General features: G+C 37.8%; 18 protein-coding genes. 3 read left to right on the forward strand and 15 right to left on the reverse strand.

What is annotated here, in order from left to right:
• Positions 1-86 precede the first annotated feature (86 nt).
• From SCI76_RS03770 to SCI76_RS03825, 12 genes are all read right to left on the reverse strand, one after another.
• Positions 87-1,160, reverse strand: a complete 1,074-nt coding sequence (locus tag SCI76_RS03770; protein ID WP_243494575.1) for a sulfate/molybdate ABC transporter ATP-binding protein — start codon at positions 1,158-1,160, stop codon at positions 87-89.
• Between the two features lie 19 nt (positions 1,161-1,179).
• Positions 1,180-2,046, reverse strand: coding sequence for a sulfate ABC transporter permease subunit CysW (cysW, locus tag SCI76_RS03775; protein ID WP_243494574.1), 867 nt, complete (start codon positions 2,044-2,046; stop codon positions 1,180-1,182).
• Between the two features lie 12 nt (positions 2,047-2,058).
• Positions 2,059-2,895, reverse strand: coding sequence for a sulfate ABC transporter permease subunit CysT (gene cysT, locus SCI76_RS03780; protein WP_033578840.1), 837 nt, complete (start codon positions 2,893-2,895; stop codon positions 2,059-2,061).
• A 94-nt stretch (positions 2,896-2,989) separates the two neighbouring features.
• Positions 2,990-4,054 carry a sulfate ABC transporter substrate-binding protein gene (locus tag SCI76_RS03785; RefSeq protein WP_028413544.1) on the reverse strand — a complete coding sequence of 355 codons (1,065 nt, stop codon included), beginning with the start codon at positions 4,052-4,054 and terminating at the stop codon, positions 2,990-2,992.
• Between the two features lie 252 nt (positions 4,055-4,306).
• Positions 4,307-4,459: a Fur-regulated basic protein FbpA gene (locus tag SCI76_RS03790; RefSeq protein WP_013056825.1), complete on the reverse strand. Its 153-nt coding sequence runs from the start codon at positions 4,457-4,459 to the stop codon at positions 4,307-4,309.
• Positions 4,460-4,805: 346 nt separating this feature from the next.
• Positions 4,806-4,970, reverse strand: coding sequence for a YezD family protein (locus SCI76_RS03795; protein WP_013056824.1), 165 nt, complete (start codon positions 4,968-4,970; stop codon positions 4,806-4,808).
• Positions 4,971-5,344: 374 nt separating this feature from the next.
• Positions 5,345-6,724, reverse strand: coding sequence for a cell wall metabolism sensor histidine kinase WalK (locus tag SCI76_RS03800; protein ID WP_243494573.1), 1,380 nt, complete (start codon positions 6,722-6,724; stop codon positions 5,345-5,347).
• Between the two features lies 1 nt (position 6,725).
• Positions 6,726-7,400, reverse strand: coding sequence for a response regulator transcription factor (locus tag SCI76_RS03805; protein WP_013056822.1), 675 nt, complete (start codon positions 7,398-7,400; stop codon positions 6,726-6,728).
• 144 nt (positions 7,401-7,544) lie between these two features.
• Positions 7,545-8,432, reverse strand: coding sequence for a UTP--glucose-1-phosphate uridylyltransferase GalU (gene galU / locus SCI76_RS03810; RefSeq protein WP_243494572.1), 888 nt, complete (start codon positions 8,430-8,432; stop codon positions 7,545-7,547).
• Positions 8,429-8,833: a GtrA family protein gene (locus SCI76_RS03815; protein ID WP_033578837.1), complete on the reverse strand. Its 405-nt coding sequence runs from the start codon at positions 8,831-8,833 to the stop codon at positions 8,429-8,431. Before SCI76_RS03815 ends, galU begins: the two co-directional genes overlap by 4 nt.
• Positions 8,826-9,791, reverse strand: coding sequence for a glycosyltransferase family 2 protein (locus tag SCI76_RS03820; RefSeq protein ID WP_033578836.1), 966 nt, complete (start codon positions 9,789-9,791; stop codon positions 8,826-8,828). The genes SCI76_RS03815 and SCI76_RS03820 overlap by 8 nt, the downstream gene beginning before the upstream one ends.
• A 13-nt stretch (positions 9,792-9,804) precedes the next feature.
• Complete coding sequence (locus SCI76_RS03825; RefSeq protein ID WP_407545054.1) at positions 9,805-12,087, reverse strand: glycosyltransferase family 39 protein; 2,283 nt, start codon at positions 12,085-12,087, stop codon at positions 9,805-9,807.
• Between the two features lie 238 nt (positions 12,088-12,325).
• Here SCI76_RS03825 and SCI76_RS03830 point away from each other — a divergent pair, with 238 nt between their 5' ends.
• The gene (locus SCI76_RS03830) at positions 12,326-12,898 is read left to right on the forward strand and encodes a GNAT family N-acetyltransferase (protein WP_014460341.1); all 573 of its coding nucleotides are present in this window, start codon (positions 12,326-12,328) and stop codon (positions 12,896-12,898) included.
• A gap of 336 nt (positions 12,899-13,234) precedes the next feature.
• Here the strand turns inward: SCI76_RS03830 and SCI76_RS03835 are convergent, their stop codons facing one another.
• The 3 genes from SCI76_RS03835 to SCI76_RS03845 form a co-directional block, all read right to left on the reverse strand.
• A complete protein-coding gene (locus SCI76_RS03835; protein ID WP_033578835.1) occupies positions 13,235-14,107 on the reverse strand; it encodes an STAS domain-containing protein in 873 nt (290 codons plus the stop codon).
• A 393-nt stretch (positions 14,108-14,500) separates the two neighbouring features.
• A complete protein-coding gene (locus SCI76_RS03840) occupies positions 14,501-15,133 on the reverse strand; it encodes an LrgB family protein (RefSeq protein WP_240962161.1) in 633 nt (210 codons plus the stop codon).
• Positions 15,134-15,162: 29 nt separating this feature from the next.
• Positions 15,163-15,567 carry a CidA/LrgA family holin-like protein gene (locus SCI76_RS03845; RefSeq protein WP_033578834.1) on the reverse strand — a complete coding sequence of 135 codons (405 nt, stop codon included), beginning with the start codon at positions 15,565-15,567 and terminating at the stop codon, positions 15,163-15,165.
• A gap of 190 nt (positions 15,568-15,757) precedes the next feature.
• On the opposite strand from SCI76_RS03845, the gene SCI76_RS03850 reads away from it, so the two are divergent.
• The gene (locus SCI76_RS03850) at positions 15,758-16,189 is read left to right on the forward strand and encodes a MarR family winged helix-turn-helix transcriptional regulator (RefSeq protein ID WP_048021189.1); all 432 of its coding nucleotides are present in this window, start codon (positions 15,758-15,760) and stop codon (positions 16,187-16,189) included.
• 105 nt (positions 16,190-16,294) lie between these two features.
• Positions 16,295-16,576: a hypothetical protein gene (locus SCI76_RS03855; RefSeq protein ID WP_080754416.1), complete on the forward strand. Its 282-nt coding sequence runs from the start codon at positions 16,295-16,297 to the stop codon at positions 16,574-16,576.
• Positions 16,577-16,583 lie beyond the last annotated feature (7 nt).

Raw genomic sequence — 16,583 nt, forward strand, 5'->3', positions numbered from 1 at the left:
TACTTAATTATAACATCTACTTTTAATATCTGGTACTAATTTATTAATAGATAAAAAGCGCAAAGGTATACCCTTCACGCTTTTTATTAAATAGAATAATCTTCTGGAATAAATACTTTTAGCTGCTTAGGCTTTACATACACCTGCTCTCCTACTTGAAGGCTGAGTGTTTTATAATGCTCTTTGCTTAATTCAGCTTCTAAAAATTTTTCTGCATCTTCTCTTTTTAATTCAATTTGCACGATAGGTCCTATCACATGAATATGGCTAACGGTTGCAGAAACGGCATCTGCGCTTGTTTTTACTTTTTCAAGGTGAATATCATGAGGTCGCACATATCCAACAGCTGCTTCTTCATTTCTTCCGCTAAATTCTGGAACATCCATTTCAAAGCTTCCTTGTTTTAGCCTGCCTTTATGAATGCGACCCTTAAATAAATTGACGTTTCCTAAAAAATCGTACACAAATGGACTGTTAGGATGATCATATACTTCCTCAGGACTTCCAATCTGCTCAATTTTCCCGTTGTTCATTACAACAATACGATCAGCTACATCTAAAGCTTCTTCTTGATCATGCGTAACGAATATACTCGTAATATGAAAGTCATTATGCAATTTACGCAGCCATCTGCGTAAATCTTTACGAACTTTCGCATCCAAAGCGCCAAAAGGTTCATCTAATAGCAGTACTTTCGGTTCCACTGCTAACGCTCGAGCAAGCGCTACTCGCTGGCGCTGTCCTCCCGATAATTGAGAAGGATAGCGATTTGCAAGCGGCTCTAGTTTCACAAGCTGCAGCAGCTCGGTTACTTTCTTGTTAATGTCCATTTTAGAAGGTCTTGTTTTTTTAGGTCGTACTTTTAAACCATACGCAATGTTATCAAACACAGTCATATGCCTGAACAAAGCATAGTGTTGAAAAACAAACCCTACATTCCGCTCTTTTGGATTTACGTGCGTAATTTCCTTTCCATCAAATAAAATAGCTCCTTGGTCAAGATGTTCAAGACCGGCAATGATGCGAAGCAAAGATGTTTTTCCAGAACCGGACGGACCAAGTAAAGCTACTAATTCACCCGTTTGAATATCAATGTTAATAGAATCCAGCGCTTTAAAATCACCAAAGTTCTTTGATACGTGCTTAATATGGATACTCATCTCATAAGCTCCTTCCTTTTTAAATATGTTTGGCTTTCCACTCAATAATGTTTTTTATAATTAATGTAAATATAGCTAAAACTGACATTAAAGATGCTACCGCAAACGCTGCTGCAAATTGATATTCATTGTAGAGAATTTCAATATGAAGAGGCACCGTATTTGTCATTCCTCGAATGTGCCCCGACACAACGGAAACAGCTCCAAACTCTCCAATCGCCCTCGCATTACATAAAATGATTCCATATAATAAGCCCCATTTAATATTAGGTAATGTCACTAGAAAAAAAGTTTTGAAACCGCTGGCTCCTAACGTTAACGATGCCTCTTCTTCGGCTGACCCTTGAGCTTGCATGAGTGGAATCAATTCTTTGGCAACAAACGGAAGCGTTACAAAAAGGGTAGCTAATATAATACCGGGAATAGCAAAGACAATTTTGATGTCGTGATTAAACAGCCATTCTCCGAACAACCCTTGTGCACCAAATAATAAAATAAAAATCAATCCAGCAATAACAGGCGAAACGGCAAATGGTAAATCAATAAGCGTAATTAAAATATTCTTTCCTTTAAAATCAAACTTCGTAATTAACCATGCAGCTACCACGCCAAAAACGGCATTTAACGGAACGGTAATCAGCACGACGATTAACGTTAGTTTAATAGCAGCCAGGGCATCTGGATTTGTAATCGCAGCGAGATATGTTTCCCACCCTTTTTGAAAGGCTGTTATAAAAATCGTGATAAGCGGAAGCACTAAGAATAGAGCTAAAAAAGCCAGTGCAATAAATGTAAGCAGCCACCGGACGACTTTGGGCTCTTTTAAACTAGAATGAGTGATTTCAACAGTCGTTTTTGCGTGCTGCATTGGAACATGTCCTGCCAATGTCATCCCTCCTTAACTATGTATAAATTTACGATTTGTCCACCATTGAATAATATTAATAAGTAATAACAGAAAAAATGATACAACGAGCATGACTGATGCAATAGCAGTAGCTCCCGCATAATCGTACTGCTCGAGTTTTGTCATAATAATAAGCGGCGTAATTTCAGTTTTCATCGGCATATTTCCAGCAATAAAAACAACGGATCCATATTCTCCAAGCGCTCTTGCGAATGAAAGAGAAAAACCTGTTAAAACAGCCGGCACCAGCTCCGGAAAAATAACTTTTCTGAACGTTTGCATTCGGCTGGCTCCTAAACTAGCAGATGCTTCTTCAATCTCTGCATTAAAGTTTTGCAATACCGGCTGCACCATTCGGACGACAAACGGCAGACCGATAAACGTAAGAGCGATAATAATTCCGATAGGCGTAAATGCGATTTTAAACGTAAATAATTGACCAATCCATCCTTTCGGAACGTAAAGAGTGGTCAAGGCAATGCCAGCAACAGCCGTTGGCAAGGCAAACGGCAAATCCACAAGTCCGTCAATAAACCTCTTTCCAGGAAAATGATACCTCACTAATACCCACGCAATAATGGTTCCAAAAATAACATTAATGATGCCGGCTGCAAATGCTGCTCCAAAACTTAATTTATACGACGCTACTACTCTAGGTTCTGTAACAGTTTTAATAAAGTCGCTCCATCCCATAGATGCCGTATTTAAAAAAATCATAGCTAACGGAAAAAGCACAAGGATACTTGCATAAAACATCGTAAAACCTAAAGAAAGCCCAAATCCAGGTAAGATGCTTTTCTTTTTTTTCTGTCGTTGTAACACGCTCACGTCTTACACCTCTCTCTGCTTTCAAGATACATGTACACAGAAGATACGAATCACCATTCGTATCTTCCTCGTTCTACTTTTTTAATGAATCATATTACTTTGGCTGATAAATCTGATCGAATGTTCCCCCATCATTAAAATGCGTTTCTTGAGCTTTTTTCCAGCCGCCAAAATCTTTAATAGTGACTAGGTTAAGCGAAGGGAATTGATCTTTGTGTTTCTCTAATACTTTTTTATTTCGAGGACGATAGTAGTTTTCCGCTGCGATTTCCTGACCTTTTTCTGTATATAGGTATTTTAAGTATGCTTTTGCTACCTTTGTCGTGCCTTTCTTTTCAGCTACTTTATCTACTACAGCAACAGGTGGCTCCGCTAAAATGCTTAATGACGGTGTTACAATTTCAAATTTATCTTTTCCTAGCTCATTTAACGATAAGTAAGCTTCGTTTTCCCATGCAATTAACACGTCTCCAATGCCTCGCTCTACAAAGGTAGTGGTAGCTCCGCGTGCGCCTGAGTCTAACACTTCGACATTTCCATAAAGCTTACTCATGAAGTCTTCAATCTTTTTGTTATCGCCGTTATATTTATCCTTCGCATATGCCCATGCAGCTAAATAATTCCAGCGCGCGCCTCCAGAAGTTTTTGGATTTGGCGTAATAACAGATGTACCTTTTTTCGTTAAATCATCCCAATCTTTAATTCCTTTTGGATTTCCTTTACGAACTAAAAAAACAATCGTTGATGTGTATGGTGTAGAATTATGAGCCAATTCTTTTTCCCAGTCTTTGTTTAATAATTGACGAGTTTGAGCGATTTCATCAATATCGTAAGCAAGCGCCAGCGTTACTACATCCGCTTCTAAACCGTCAATAACTGCTCGGCCTTGCTTACCAGAGCCACCGTGTGATTGCTGAATAGTGACGTCTTGCCCTGTTTTATCTTTCCAATAAGACGCAAAGCTCTTATTGAACTCCTGATAAAGCTCACGTGTAGGATCATATGAAACGTTTAAAAGTTCTACTGGTTTTTTTGAATCGTTTTTACTCGCAGAACTATCTTTCCCTGCTGTTTCAGTAGATTTTCCATTGCCGCAACCTGCTAGCACCACGAGCAGTGCTGTCAGCACCATTAAAAACTGAACTGCTTTTTTCTTCATGTTTTACTCCCCTTTTTATAAAAAAATACAAAAAGGCCGCTATCTCTTAAAAAAGAGAAGCAGCCTTCAGTTAGTCTGATCAGCGTATGTGCTCTTAAATTATTCTTATTAAATTTATTCGTAAGAATAAAAAGAAGATACTTTCTGAAAAGACAATTTATTCTTGTTTTTATAATAAACACACTTTACCCATTAGTCAACTAGGTTTTGAATCTTTTTTACACTTATTTTAGTTCTTTTTACGTATTTTCCTTACTTACTGCGTGCCTGATACTCTTTTTCTAAGTCAGAGAGTGTGAGTTCAAAAAGATGATGATTTTCTTTTTTATAAATCCCTTTTTTCAGTAACTCTTCAATGAGGTATTGTTTTCTTTGGCGCACCGCTGCTCGTAATAAATTTTCCATCTTTTCTCCTCCTATTATATTAATTTAAGAATAAAAAAAGACTCCTAACACAGGTCAGAAGCCTTCGGTAATCCGATCAGCACAGGAATGAAACTGTCAGATCTTCATAATTTTAAAACGTATAAAGCTGCTGCTTTAGCAGCTTTACACTTTTCATCGTCATACTCATACAACCTATAACTCAATTTTAATTCTAAAAATTCTAAATCTTCGACCGAAAAGAAAGTCAATTCTTCTTCGAATGCGCACGTTTTCTATATTTAATACAGTACTTGCTTGCCCCGCCGTCAAACGTTCGCTATATAGACAGGCCCTTCAGTTTCTCTAAATACGTATTGAAATAGGCTTATTTGTGGCTTGCTACTTTGCTTTTAGCTAAAAAGCGGTTTTTTTCCGTGCTGTCCACTTGAGTAATTTGTCCGTCGTGAAGAGTAATTAGTACAGATCCATAGTTGATTTCAGTTAGTAATTTAACAATATAATCTAATTTTTCTTGTGTAATTGAAGCCATTTTATCATTCTCCTATTCATAGATAAATTTATATTTTAGTTGCAGTTGAATAAACAAAGCGAACAACATCTATAAGTACTTGTATAATGTGCAGAAGATAAATACATCGTAATCCTCCCCATATGTTCAGTTGAAGATTGAGATTTTAATGACCACAACCAATGTACAGAAAAGGCCCACACCAGTAGCGAACAAGTATGAGCCTTCAGTTGACCGATCAGCTTCTTTAGCATCCCAATTTTTTCAAAAGATTTATACTATCTATATTATTTACACTTTACCTATATGTCAAGTAGGGATTAAAAAAATAAATAGATATTATTAATTTTTTTTATATCTTTGACCTAATAAAAAAAAGACTCATCTGCATGAACTTACACAGACGAGTCTTTTTTATTCCTATTTTTTTGGATAGGCAAAGTTACCGTAAAGATGCTTCCTTGTTCTTTTTTGCTTTCAACACGTATTGCGCCCTCATGCAGTCGCACAATTTTTTTTGTAATAGCTAGACCGAGGCCGCTTCCTTTTAACGTTCTGGACTTATCTACTTTATAAAAGCTTTCAAAAATATATTTTTGATCTTCTTCGATAATACCAATTCCATTATCCTTTATTTTCACGTCTATTTCTTCGTTTTTTTGATGAATGGATATTTTTACAAATCTATTTTCAGGCGTATATTTAACAGCATTTGTTACTAAATTTAGCCAAACTTGCTCTAACAAATCTTTATCTGCTTCTATTTGAACATTGGATAAATCAAGGTCAATTTCTATGTTCTTTTTTATCCACTGAGGTTCTAAAGCCATGACCACATGCCTGATTTGTTCATCTAACCGGTATTGCTGCAGCATTAGCGTTTGATGTTCAGAGTCAAGAGAAGCAAGCTTTAGCAAATTGGAACTAAGCTGAGATAGTCTTGTACTTTCTTTTTCGATAATCGTTAAATATTGTATCTTTTTATCTTCACTGATGATATCATCTTTAAGTGCCGCTGAAAAACCGCGAATAGAGGTCAGCGGTGATTGAATTTCATGCGAAACGCTAGCAATAAACTCTTGCCTCATCGTTTCTATTTTGTTTAATTCTTTAGTCATTTGATTAAAGTTTTTAGTTAACAGACCAATTTCATCATTCGCTGCGTGTTCGACTTGCACACTGTATTCGCCTTGTCCGACAACTTTCATCGCTGTACTGAGACGCTTAATCGGTTTAATAATAATCGTTGAAACATATGCAAACAATACAATACCTACTAATAAAATCGTAATAAGCTGGATATTTTGAACATCTTGAATAACTGAAAATTGCCGCTGTGGATGAGACTGAATAAATAGAGCATACGACCGTCCATTTTCTTTAAAAGGAAGACCCACTACGTTTGGCTGTGGACGATCACCTTTTTCCTCGTTTAAATTAGAATAACGCTTCCCGTCTAATACTTGATCTACTTCTTTCGGTGTAATTGGAATAGGCGGTCCCGGCTGTCCTAATACTTTCTCTTTATGCTGATCATCAATAATAATAAACGAAAAATGAATGAATGATGAATTAGATAAAAACCTTGCAGCTTTATCGGAGTCTTCTGCTCCGTACAAATCGATAAAATCTTCTCCCATCTTCACCATATCCTGACCTAATCGCATTTCGAGCTTCTGCTTGCTAAGAAATGTCGTGACGACAACGGTAATCACAACGCTCAATAAAATTGTAATGATGAACGACAGAACCAGCTTTACATAAATTGATTTCACGTTAACACCCTTCTGCTCTATAGCCTAGTCCGCGAATTGTTTTGATTTCCATACCGACGTTTTTCATATGATTAAGCCTCTCTCGCAGACGTTTTATGTGAACGTCTACCGTGCGCTCATCACCTTCATAATCATATCCCCAAATTAATTGAATAAGCTGATCACGAGTAAAAATCTTTCCTGGAGAACTAACTAATGTGAACAGTAATTCAAACTCTTTTAACGGTAGCTGTTCGCTTGTTTCTCCTGCACTCATCTCTAATTTGGTACGATCCAATTTTATATTCCCCATATAAATTACATTGTTAGCTTCTACTCGGTACCTGCGTAAAAGGGCCTTTACACGAGCAACCATTTCCTGAGGATCAAAAGGCTTCACGACATAGTCGTCTGTTCCGATATCAAATCCTTTTAGTTTATCATGCGATTCGCCTCTAGCTGTTACCATCAAAACCGGTATATCAAAATACTCCTTAATTTCCTTTGTTAGTTCCCATCCGTCTTTAAATGGCATCATGATATCAACGACCGCTAGATCAATTCGAAACTCTTCCATTTTCGCCCACGCTTCTTCACCATCTGCTGCTTTTATAATTTTAAATCCTTGATTTTCTAAATATAATGATATCAGCTCTCGAATGTGTTGATCATCATCTGCAACTAATATTTGAATCATACATGTCTCTCCCTATTCCTAAGTTTGTCCAGCTTTTACGCACAGTAAGCTCTCTGTTTATACCAAACAGAGAGCCACATAAGAACATACAATGATTTTATACTTCAAATATGAACTGAATATGAACAAACTGATTAACTCTTATTAGCTGAAGTTGTTTGCTCGTTCTTTTTCTACAATTCCTTCCAAATACGATAAAAACGTTTGACGTAAATCTTTACGCTTTAACCCCACTTCTACCATTGCTTTCATATAGCCTACCTTATCTCCAATGTCAAAGCGCTGCCCTTCAAGTTCAACAGCAAACAATCGCTCTTTTTCACATACCACGCGCAGTGCATCTGTTAATTGTAATTCATTTCCTACCCCTCTTTCAATCGTTTTTAGATAAGAAAAAATAGAAGGGTTTAAAATATAGCGGCCCATAACGGCAATCGTTGACGGAGCTTGTTCTATTGATGGTTTTTCAATCAAGTCATTCACTTCATGAAGGCTGCCAGATTTATTTCTCGGCTGAATAATGCCGTATTTTGATACTTCTTCCACACCCACTTTTTGAACTCCAATAACTGATTGATTAGTCGTTTCATACGCTTGAAGCATCTGTTTGAGCGCAGGTTCTTCAGAAGTCATAATATCGTCTCCAAGAAGAACGGCAAACGGCTCATCTCCAATAAATTGCTCAGCACAAAGAATAGCATGACCAAGTCCTAACGGCTCTTTTTGACGAATATAGTGAATACTGGCCATTGATGAAATCGTTTGTACTTCTTTTAACATTTCGAACTTGTGCTTTTCTTCAAGCATTTGCTCTAGTTCAATTGATTTGTCAAAATGGTCTTCAATTGATTTTTTATTTCGACCTGTAATAAAAATAATACTTTCAATACCTGATTTCACAGCTTCTTCTACAATGTATTGTACAGCAGGCTTATCGACAATTGGCAGCATTTCTTTGGGCTGCGCTTTTGTCGCTGGCAAAAATCGAGTTCCTAAACCGCCTACTGGAATAACTGCTTTTTTTATCGTCATATATGAATCCCTCTTTCTTTTTTAGTAGTGAATACAAATAATTTGGTGCCAATAAAATTGATACCGACACTTACGGTTGTAATTAAAAGTTTACTGATTAGCAGTGGTATACCCCATTTATTATATAGAACAGTCAACAGAAAAGATGTTAGGGATAAAGTGATTAAATTCACGATCACGAATGAAATCACTTCACGCTTACTGCTTTTTTCTTTTTTCTCAAACGTCCATTTACGATTCATGACATAACTGTTTAAAATGCCCGCACTGTATGAAATCCACTGCGCTAGTATGTAGTTCACACCGATTGTTGTTAAAAGTGCGTATACTGCAAAATCAATCAGTGTATTTACAACTCCTACTAACGCAAATTTAATCAAGGGTATCCATTTGTTAGTCACGAAGTGATACTTCCTTGCGTGTTTCAAGCTGATACTTTTCACGGACGATATAGAGTGGACGATTTTTTGTTTCATCGTAGATGCGGCCAATATATTCTCCAATCATACCAAGAATGATTAAAATGATGCCGCTAAAGAATAGCTGAATGACAATTAATGACGACCACCCTGTGATGGTGCTGTCTGTAAATAACTTCAAATACAGCACCACTAAAAGATAAATAAAACCAACACCTGATAGCGTTACACCAGCATAGCTAGCTAGCTTCAGCGGTTTATAGGAGAAAGACGTAATGCCATCCATTGAAAGCTTCAGCATCTTTTTCAAAGGATATTTTGACTCCCCGGCCAAACGCTCGTCTCGCTCATATTCTACTGCTATTTGCTTAAAGCCAACCCAGCTTACTAATCCGCGAACAAAGCGATTTTTTTCTTGAATGCTATTCATTTGATTGCACACTTTACGATCTAGCAAACGAAAATCCCCTGTATCGAGCGGAATATCAATATCGGTCATCGCACGTAAGAAACGATAAAACATAGCCGCTGTTTGCTTTTTAAAATATGTTTCTCCTTTTCGCTTTGTACGCTTAGCGTATACAACGTCAAATCCTTGCTTCCATTTTTCAATCATCTCTAAAATTAATTCGGGCGGGTCTTGCAAATCAGCATCAATCACAACGACCGCCTCTCCTCGTGCATAATCCATACCAGCTGTAATAGCAATTTGATGACCAAAGTTACGGGCAAAATCTAATAAAACAACCGCTGGGTCTTGCTCACTGTACTCTTTAATAATTTCTGCCGTTCGGTCTCTACTGCCGTCGTTCACGAAAAGAAGCTCGTAAGCTTCTTTCGTTGAACGCATCACTTCTGTTAGACGGCGATAGGTTTCATGAATCACTTCTTCTTCGTTGTAGACAGGAACAACAATAGAATATTTAATAATTGAACTCATGTTCATGTCCTCCTTATTTAAGCGTTATTTCGTATAATGTTCCGTTTCCAGATGGTCCTTGCTGAGAACTTGATGAAGTAGACTGCCATTTGGAAGAAGGGATCTCCTTACTATTTTCTTTAATCCACGTGATAACGTCAGATTGGCCTCCCTTACCCATTCCAGACAGGTAGAAATATTTCACTTCACCTTTTTTAATCATAGATTTTAATTTACTCACCGTTAGAATTGGATCTGAACCGCTAAATCCTCCCATTGCCATGACTGGCTTGCCCGTTTTGATAATGTAAGGCGCAGCTGAAGTTGAATCCGTTGTGGCAAATAAATATTTTTCGTCTGTATTATTTTTTGTTAAATAGTTTAGTAGCTTTGTGTTTACTTCTGCGTTCATCCCTCCACTTTTTCGTTTTGAAGATGATAATTTGCTTGAAGAGCTACTTGGCATTTGCATTTGACCATTATTTTCGGACGAGCCTCCTGGCATTTGACCGCTGTTTGACGATCCGCTTGGCGGCTGCATTTGACCATTATTGGACGAACCGCCCGGCATTTGCATTTGACCGCCGTTCGATGAACCGCTTGGCGGCTGCATTTGATTGTTTGAAGATGAATTGCTGCCAGAGCTTCCTGGAGGCTGCATGCCGTTAAAGCCAGACTGTTTGCTATTTGTAGCTGTGCTTGGAGGTCCTCCCATACCGCTTGAAGAATCAGGACCTGCTGCTGGAAGCATGCTATTTCCACCATAAATAATTGGTGTCATCGCCCAGTATGCCGGCATTGCAAGCAAGACAACCATTGCTGCTACTCCTAAATAATTCGTTACAGAATTTTTACGCTCTTTACGAATAGCTAAAACAAGAGCTAAAATGACGCCCAGTGCCCCTACACCTGCAATTGGCGCTACGCCGATTGAGCTGAAATAAGGAGACATGATATATACTTGAAGCGCTGCTGTTGTTAAAATACCACTCGGCAGCAGCCATGATTTCCAGCCATTATGCTGTTTGTACATACTCCATAAAGCTACTGCTCCCGCTCCTGCAAATGCTGCGATTGGAGGTGCCAGCATAATTAAATAATACTGATGGAAAAATCCTGCGATACTAAAGAAAACAGCTACCGGCAGCAGCCAAGCTAACCAAAATAAACTTTCTTTTTGTTTTGCCGTGTAAGGCCCTTTAAATTTCACTCCAGCAAATAGACCCACGATTGAAAAGATTACAAATGGTAATAACCAGCTGATTTGATCTGATAACCCTTTTTGGAACAGTCGGAATGGACCAGGGTTCCCCGTGTTGAACATTCCGTTTTGATTTCCTCCATCTGGAGCCTGCATCTTTTGAGAAGAGCTGCTCTTGCTTTGATTTGAGCTTTGTGAAGACTCAGCATTTGAATTACTCGTTTGTTTTGTTTCACTGCTTGCTGTTTGCTGCTGAGCTTGAGCAGGCTGTTTATGACTGCTTCCCGTCACGCTTGTATTTCCAGTTAAACGATTGATACCGTTATATCCAAAAGCAAGCTCTAGAACTGAATTTGTTTGACTGCTTCCCATATAAGGACGCTTATCAGCCGAAGTTGAATCTACTACAACTGCCCATGAGACAGAAACAGCAAGCATCAGTGCAGTTGCTGTTGTTAAAAAAGCAATTTTCTTTTTCCACGTAATTTTGGTTGCCACTACATAGAAAACATAGAATGCTGGTAAAACCATGTATGCTTGAAGCATTTTCATGTTAAATGCAACACCAATCATCGCAAAAGCCGCTAACACCCAGCCAAATTTAGCTGTACGCACAGCACGAAACAACATCCACGTTGCTACTAATAATGTAAACACAAGCATACTATCAATATTATTTGTTCGGCTTACCGCGGGTACAATTGGCGTCAGAGCCATCGCAAGAGCAGCAAACCTCCCAGCCCATACGCCAAACGTACGTTTTACGAGTACGTATAGTAAAAGAACTGAACCGATGCCTGCTAATGCTTGCGGTAAAATGACGCTCCACCCGTGAAATCCAAATACTTTGGCGCTAATTGTCTGAATCCAAAACACAACCGGCGGCTTATCAATTGTTACATAGCCTCCTGGATCAAAAGATGCGTAAAAGAAATTATGAAAACTTTGAAGCATACTTTTGACAGCTGCCGTGTAATAAGCGTTGGCGTATTCATCTGTCCAAATTTTAAATAAGTTCAAAAACGCTGCAATTAAAACAATTGGAACTAAAAATAAGTCTATTCTTTTTTTGTTTGAAGTCCGTTCTTCTTTCACTTCACTGTTCATGTGTTTCATTTCACTCCTTCGTAATTTCTGACTTTAGTCTAACAAGCTTATGTGAACTGATTATGAACAGTGAAAATAATGTTTTTATTTTTTAAAAAGCTATTTGACCTCTTACGCTCAGCAATGAAATATTTTACAATTAAAGAATCAAGTACATGAAATGAAAAGGATCTTTCTTGGATGCAGCTTCTATGAAACATTCTTATCAACACTTCATCCACTTCTTGCTGAGAAAGGAGACAACTTTATGATTCAAGTAAAAGATATATACGGAAATTTACCCACACTAGAAACAGAAAGACTCCGCTTGCGGAAAGTTACCAAAAAAGATGTGCGTGACATGTTTGAATATGCCTCAAATGAAAAGGTAAGCAGATATGTAAATTGGGAAAAGCACCGAAAGCTTCAAGATACAAAAGAATTTGTTTCCTTCGTTTTAAAGCAGTACAGCAACCAATCCATTTCTCCTTGGGCTATGGAAATCAAAGCCCTGAAAAAATGTATTGGCACCATTGACTTTGTCACTTGGAACCCTACTCATCGCATTGCGGAAATTGGCTATGCGATTTCTGAAGCATATTGGAATAAGGGATTTGTTACGGAAGCAGCTGAAAAAGTAATTGCGTTTGGATTTGAAGAAATGGATTTAGTGCGCATTCAGGCCAGGTGCTTTGTTGAAAATGCCGCTTCTGAGAAAGTGATGAAAAAAATCGGTATGTCTTATGAAGGAACAATTCGAAAAGCCATGTTTATTAAAGGAGCTCATCAAGACTTAAAGTTATATTCAATCTTGCGAGAAGAATACACGCGCAACGCGTAGAAAATGTATAAAATACTTTCCATAACACAGGCTAACTTCAACACTAACTCTTCCTTTTGAGGTGAACAATGTTGGAGCAAGCAATTCAGCATTTAGACTTATCTGCACACGGTTTGTGGTTTCCGATTACTGTTAGTTTATGCTTATTTATTCTTGCCCTTGTTTTATTTAAACGGCTGGTTTTTTATCTATTCAATAGCGGTATACTTCCTCGTTTATGCTTTTGTGCTGCCATGGCATATCGCATTTATTAAGTAAAAAAGCGGATGTTGATTAACATCCGCTTTTTTACTATGCACTTACTTTCTACATGCTGAAATCCATATTTATGGCCGGTCATTTTATGCGCCGCGATGACACATGCGTGCGGCTATGCTCTTCAGGACGTGTAAACCCAATTTTTAAAAGCGCCGCTTCTAAATTTGCTTCTGTTTTAATTTGATTAAAATCAATTCCTAGTTTCACTACCGTTTGGGCAATTTCCGGTCGTATCCCCGTTATAATAGCTTCCACTCCCACCAATTTAAGCGATCGATGAATTTTAAAAAGATTGTCTGCTACCATTGTATCAATAATCACGACACCTGAAATATCTAAAATAAGATAAGATAATTGAAGGCTTGTCCCTTTTTTCAAGCAGGTTTCCATAATAACTTGCGAGCGGTGGGTATCAATTTCTCCAATAATCGGCATAATAGCAATCCCTTTTGTGACAGGTACGAGCGGAACTGAAAGTTCTTCTAGTGACGTATAAGCTAAATTCATCATATATCGATTATGCTCGTCATAAATTTGACCAAAAACACATGTTACCGTATCTAAAAGTGGATCAATTCGTTCACTGACATGCAGCATGGTAATTGCAGCAAACTGATGCTCCTCTAGTTCTCTTGTAAATACATCCCAAATAACGCTGCGATAGATTGGAAGGATACCGAGTGCTTTTTCTAAAGGAATATTTTTTTCCACTGCATATTTACCCGTATCAAGTGCCCATTCTTTAACAAGTTTAAGTACAGCCTCCTGTTCTTCAAATAGAGCTCTCCCAAAGTATTCCATAATTGACACTCGCCACTTCAGAATTTTCTTTTCTTTCAATTCCTCTAGACTTAGCGTATGTGTAGCATCTAAACGTTCGGCTAATTTTTCTGACAAGCTATATTTATGTTCAAGAATCTTTTTTCCTATATACACGAGCTCCTCTTTCATAAAATACGTTCAGCTCCTCTTTTCTGCTATTTTTACTGCGTATATAACCTTGACTAAGCCTACTTATCCATCCGAAAATTGACTAGCCTTCCTAAAAATAACAAAAAAGCGGTTATTTTATGAATTTTCTTTCTTTTCATTATAGTACCAGAGCAAGAGCCGCACAACTTAAAATTTGCTTCGAAAAAAATTTATACTTTTATATAAAAAGCGAGATGGGGGCATAACGAAATCAACAGTTAGAAGCCAGTACATACATTAAATCTACGTTTACGATGAGCATAAAAAAACACGAACTATCCATCACCTTTCAATAGATTGTTCGTGTTCAACTTTAACTAACATACTTTTGTCTCAGCCTCGTTTTTTATATTCACTTTCTTTTATCTCGCCTTACACTTGGAATAGCCAGACAACAATTGGCCCAAAAACGGATCCTAATACAGCGCTTAACGTCATTGATACTGAACTCATCGATACCGTTAGCTCACCGTATTCAAATGCTTTAGAAGTTCCTAGCGCATGAGAAGCACTGCCTAATGCAATTCCTTTTCCTAAAGAACTCTTAATCCGAATCCATTTTAAAAGTAGCGGTCCAAGGATTACTCCAGAAAAACCTGCGATCATAACAAATACCACGGTCATCGATGGAACGCCCCCTAGCCCTGTGGCGATCTGAATCGCTACCGGAGTAGTAATAGACTTAGGAATGATGGATAAAATCAGGCTTCGATCAACGCCAAATACTTCAGCAAACACAAGTCCGCTGATCATGCCTGCGAATAATCCTACAAATACCCCTCCAATAATAGGAACGCTGTATTTTACTAGCATCTCACGCTGTTTATAGAGTGGATACGCTAATGCAACAACCGCTGGTCCTAGAAGTGAATTAATCCATTTGCCTCCAATCATATACTCATCATAGGAAACATGAAAAGCAAGCAAAAGAAGAATAACGAATATGGTTGTAGTTAAAACAGGAATAAGAATTGGATAGGAGAACCGCACGTATACTTTTGCCATGACTAGATACAAAGCAACTGTAGCTACGATTATAAAGACCGCGATAAAGAATTCTTGCACTGTTGTTTCTCCTTTCGTTTGTTCGCTTTCTTTTCCAAAAGTTGGCTAGCAGTCCCTGCAGCGGCCATCGTAACAATCGTACTAAGCACAATAATTAAAAATAAAACCGCTCCGCTGCTTGAAAGAAGCGAAGGATAATTCATCACACCTGCCATAGCTGGTATGAATAATAGCGGTAAAAAAGATAACAAGAAACTTGCTCCGTCTTCAATTATTTTGATGGGAACAACTTTGCACGTTAAGCAAATGAGCATTAAAATTAAGCCTATAATACTGCCTGGAATAGGTAGATGAAGCATATGGTGAACGGCTTCGCCAATCATAGAAAAAGCATAAAGAATCGCAATTTGTAAAATGATTCGTATCACTTTCATTATAGGTCACTGTCCTATAAATAAAGAACAGCTGCCCTCCTCTCTTTATTTTGTCATGTTGTCTAACATTTAACTATATAAACACCTTTACTTTACCTACTTTTACTTGTACTATACAACTATATATACATTTGTATTATACAAGTATATATTTCTTTGTCAATGAATGATTTTGTAAGGGGCGATTATAATGCAAGAAAAGAATTCAATTGAATTGATTGAATATGAACTTACTACCTTTATTAGACGAGCGGTCTATCTTGATAATTCCGAAAATAAAATAGGAAACCTAGAAAGATCAGCTTATTTATTGCTGCGGCAATTAGATGAATTTGGACCAGCTCGTGTAAAAGAACTGGCAGAAGCATTTAAACTCGACATTTCAACTCTTTCTAGACAGGCTGCTGCTTTAGAAAATAAAAAGCTTATTTCTCGCTCCTCTGATCCTTCGGATGGACGAGTCAGCCTATTTGACATCACAACACACGGGAAACAAATGCTGCAAACTGATAAGCAAATGCGCCTTGAACGCTATCATAGTATGTTAAAAAAATGGTCAAGTGAAGAAAAGGAGCTATTTGGCAAACTATTAATGCGGATGAATGACGCATTTATCGATTAAATAGAAATTCATGAAAATTAGGCTACTGCTGCAAGGTGTTTGTCCCTTTCTCTTTTCTCTTTTTTGCATTTAATGTAAAGAGACTATTGAAAAGGATGTATGATTATGTCTGTTCCGAATAAACGGAAAGCCACGCCCTGCCTCTTCCCCGGCTATAAATGGTGTGGCCCCGGATGCAGTGGTCCGGGATGTCCTGTAAATGATGTAGACTGCTGCTGTAAATACCATGATTTATGCTATGAAGATTACGGATCATGCCGCTCATGTGATGAGCAATTTCTTGAGTGTCTTTGCTCCAAAGCAAATCCTTACAGTTTAAAAGGAAGACAGGCATACGCTATGTATACCTATATGCGGCTGAAGTTAGCTTTAAAACAATATGACTAAGCAGAAA

The organism is Priestia sp. HNGD-A6 (genome assembly GCF_045784335.1).
GTDB classification, from domain to species: Bacteria; Bacillota; Bacilli; order Bacillales; family Bacillaceae_H; genus Priestia; species Priestia zanthoxyli.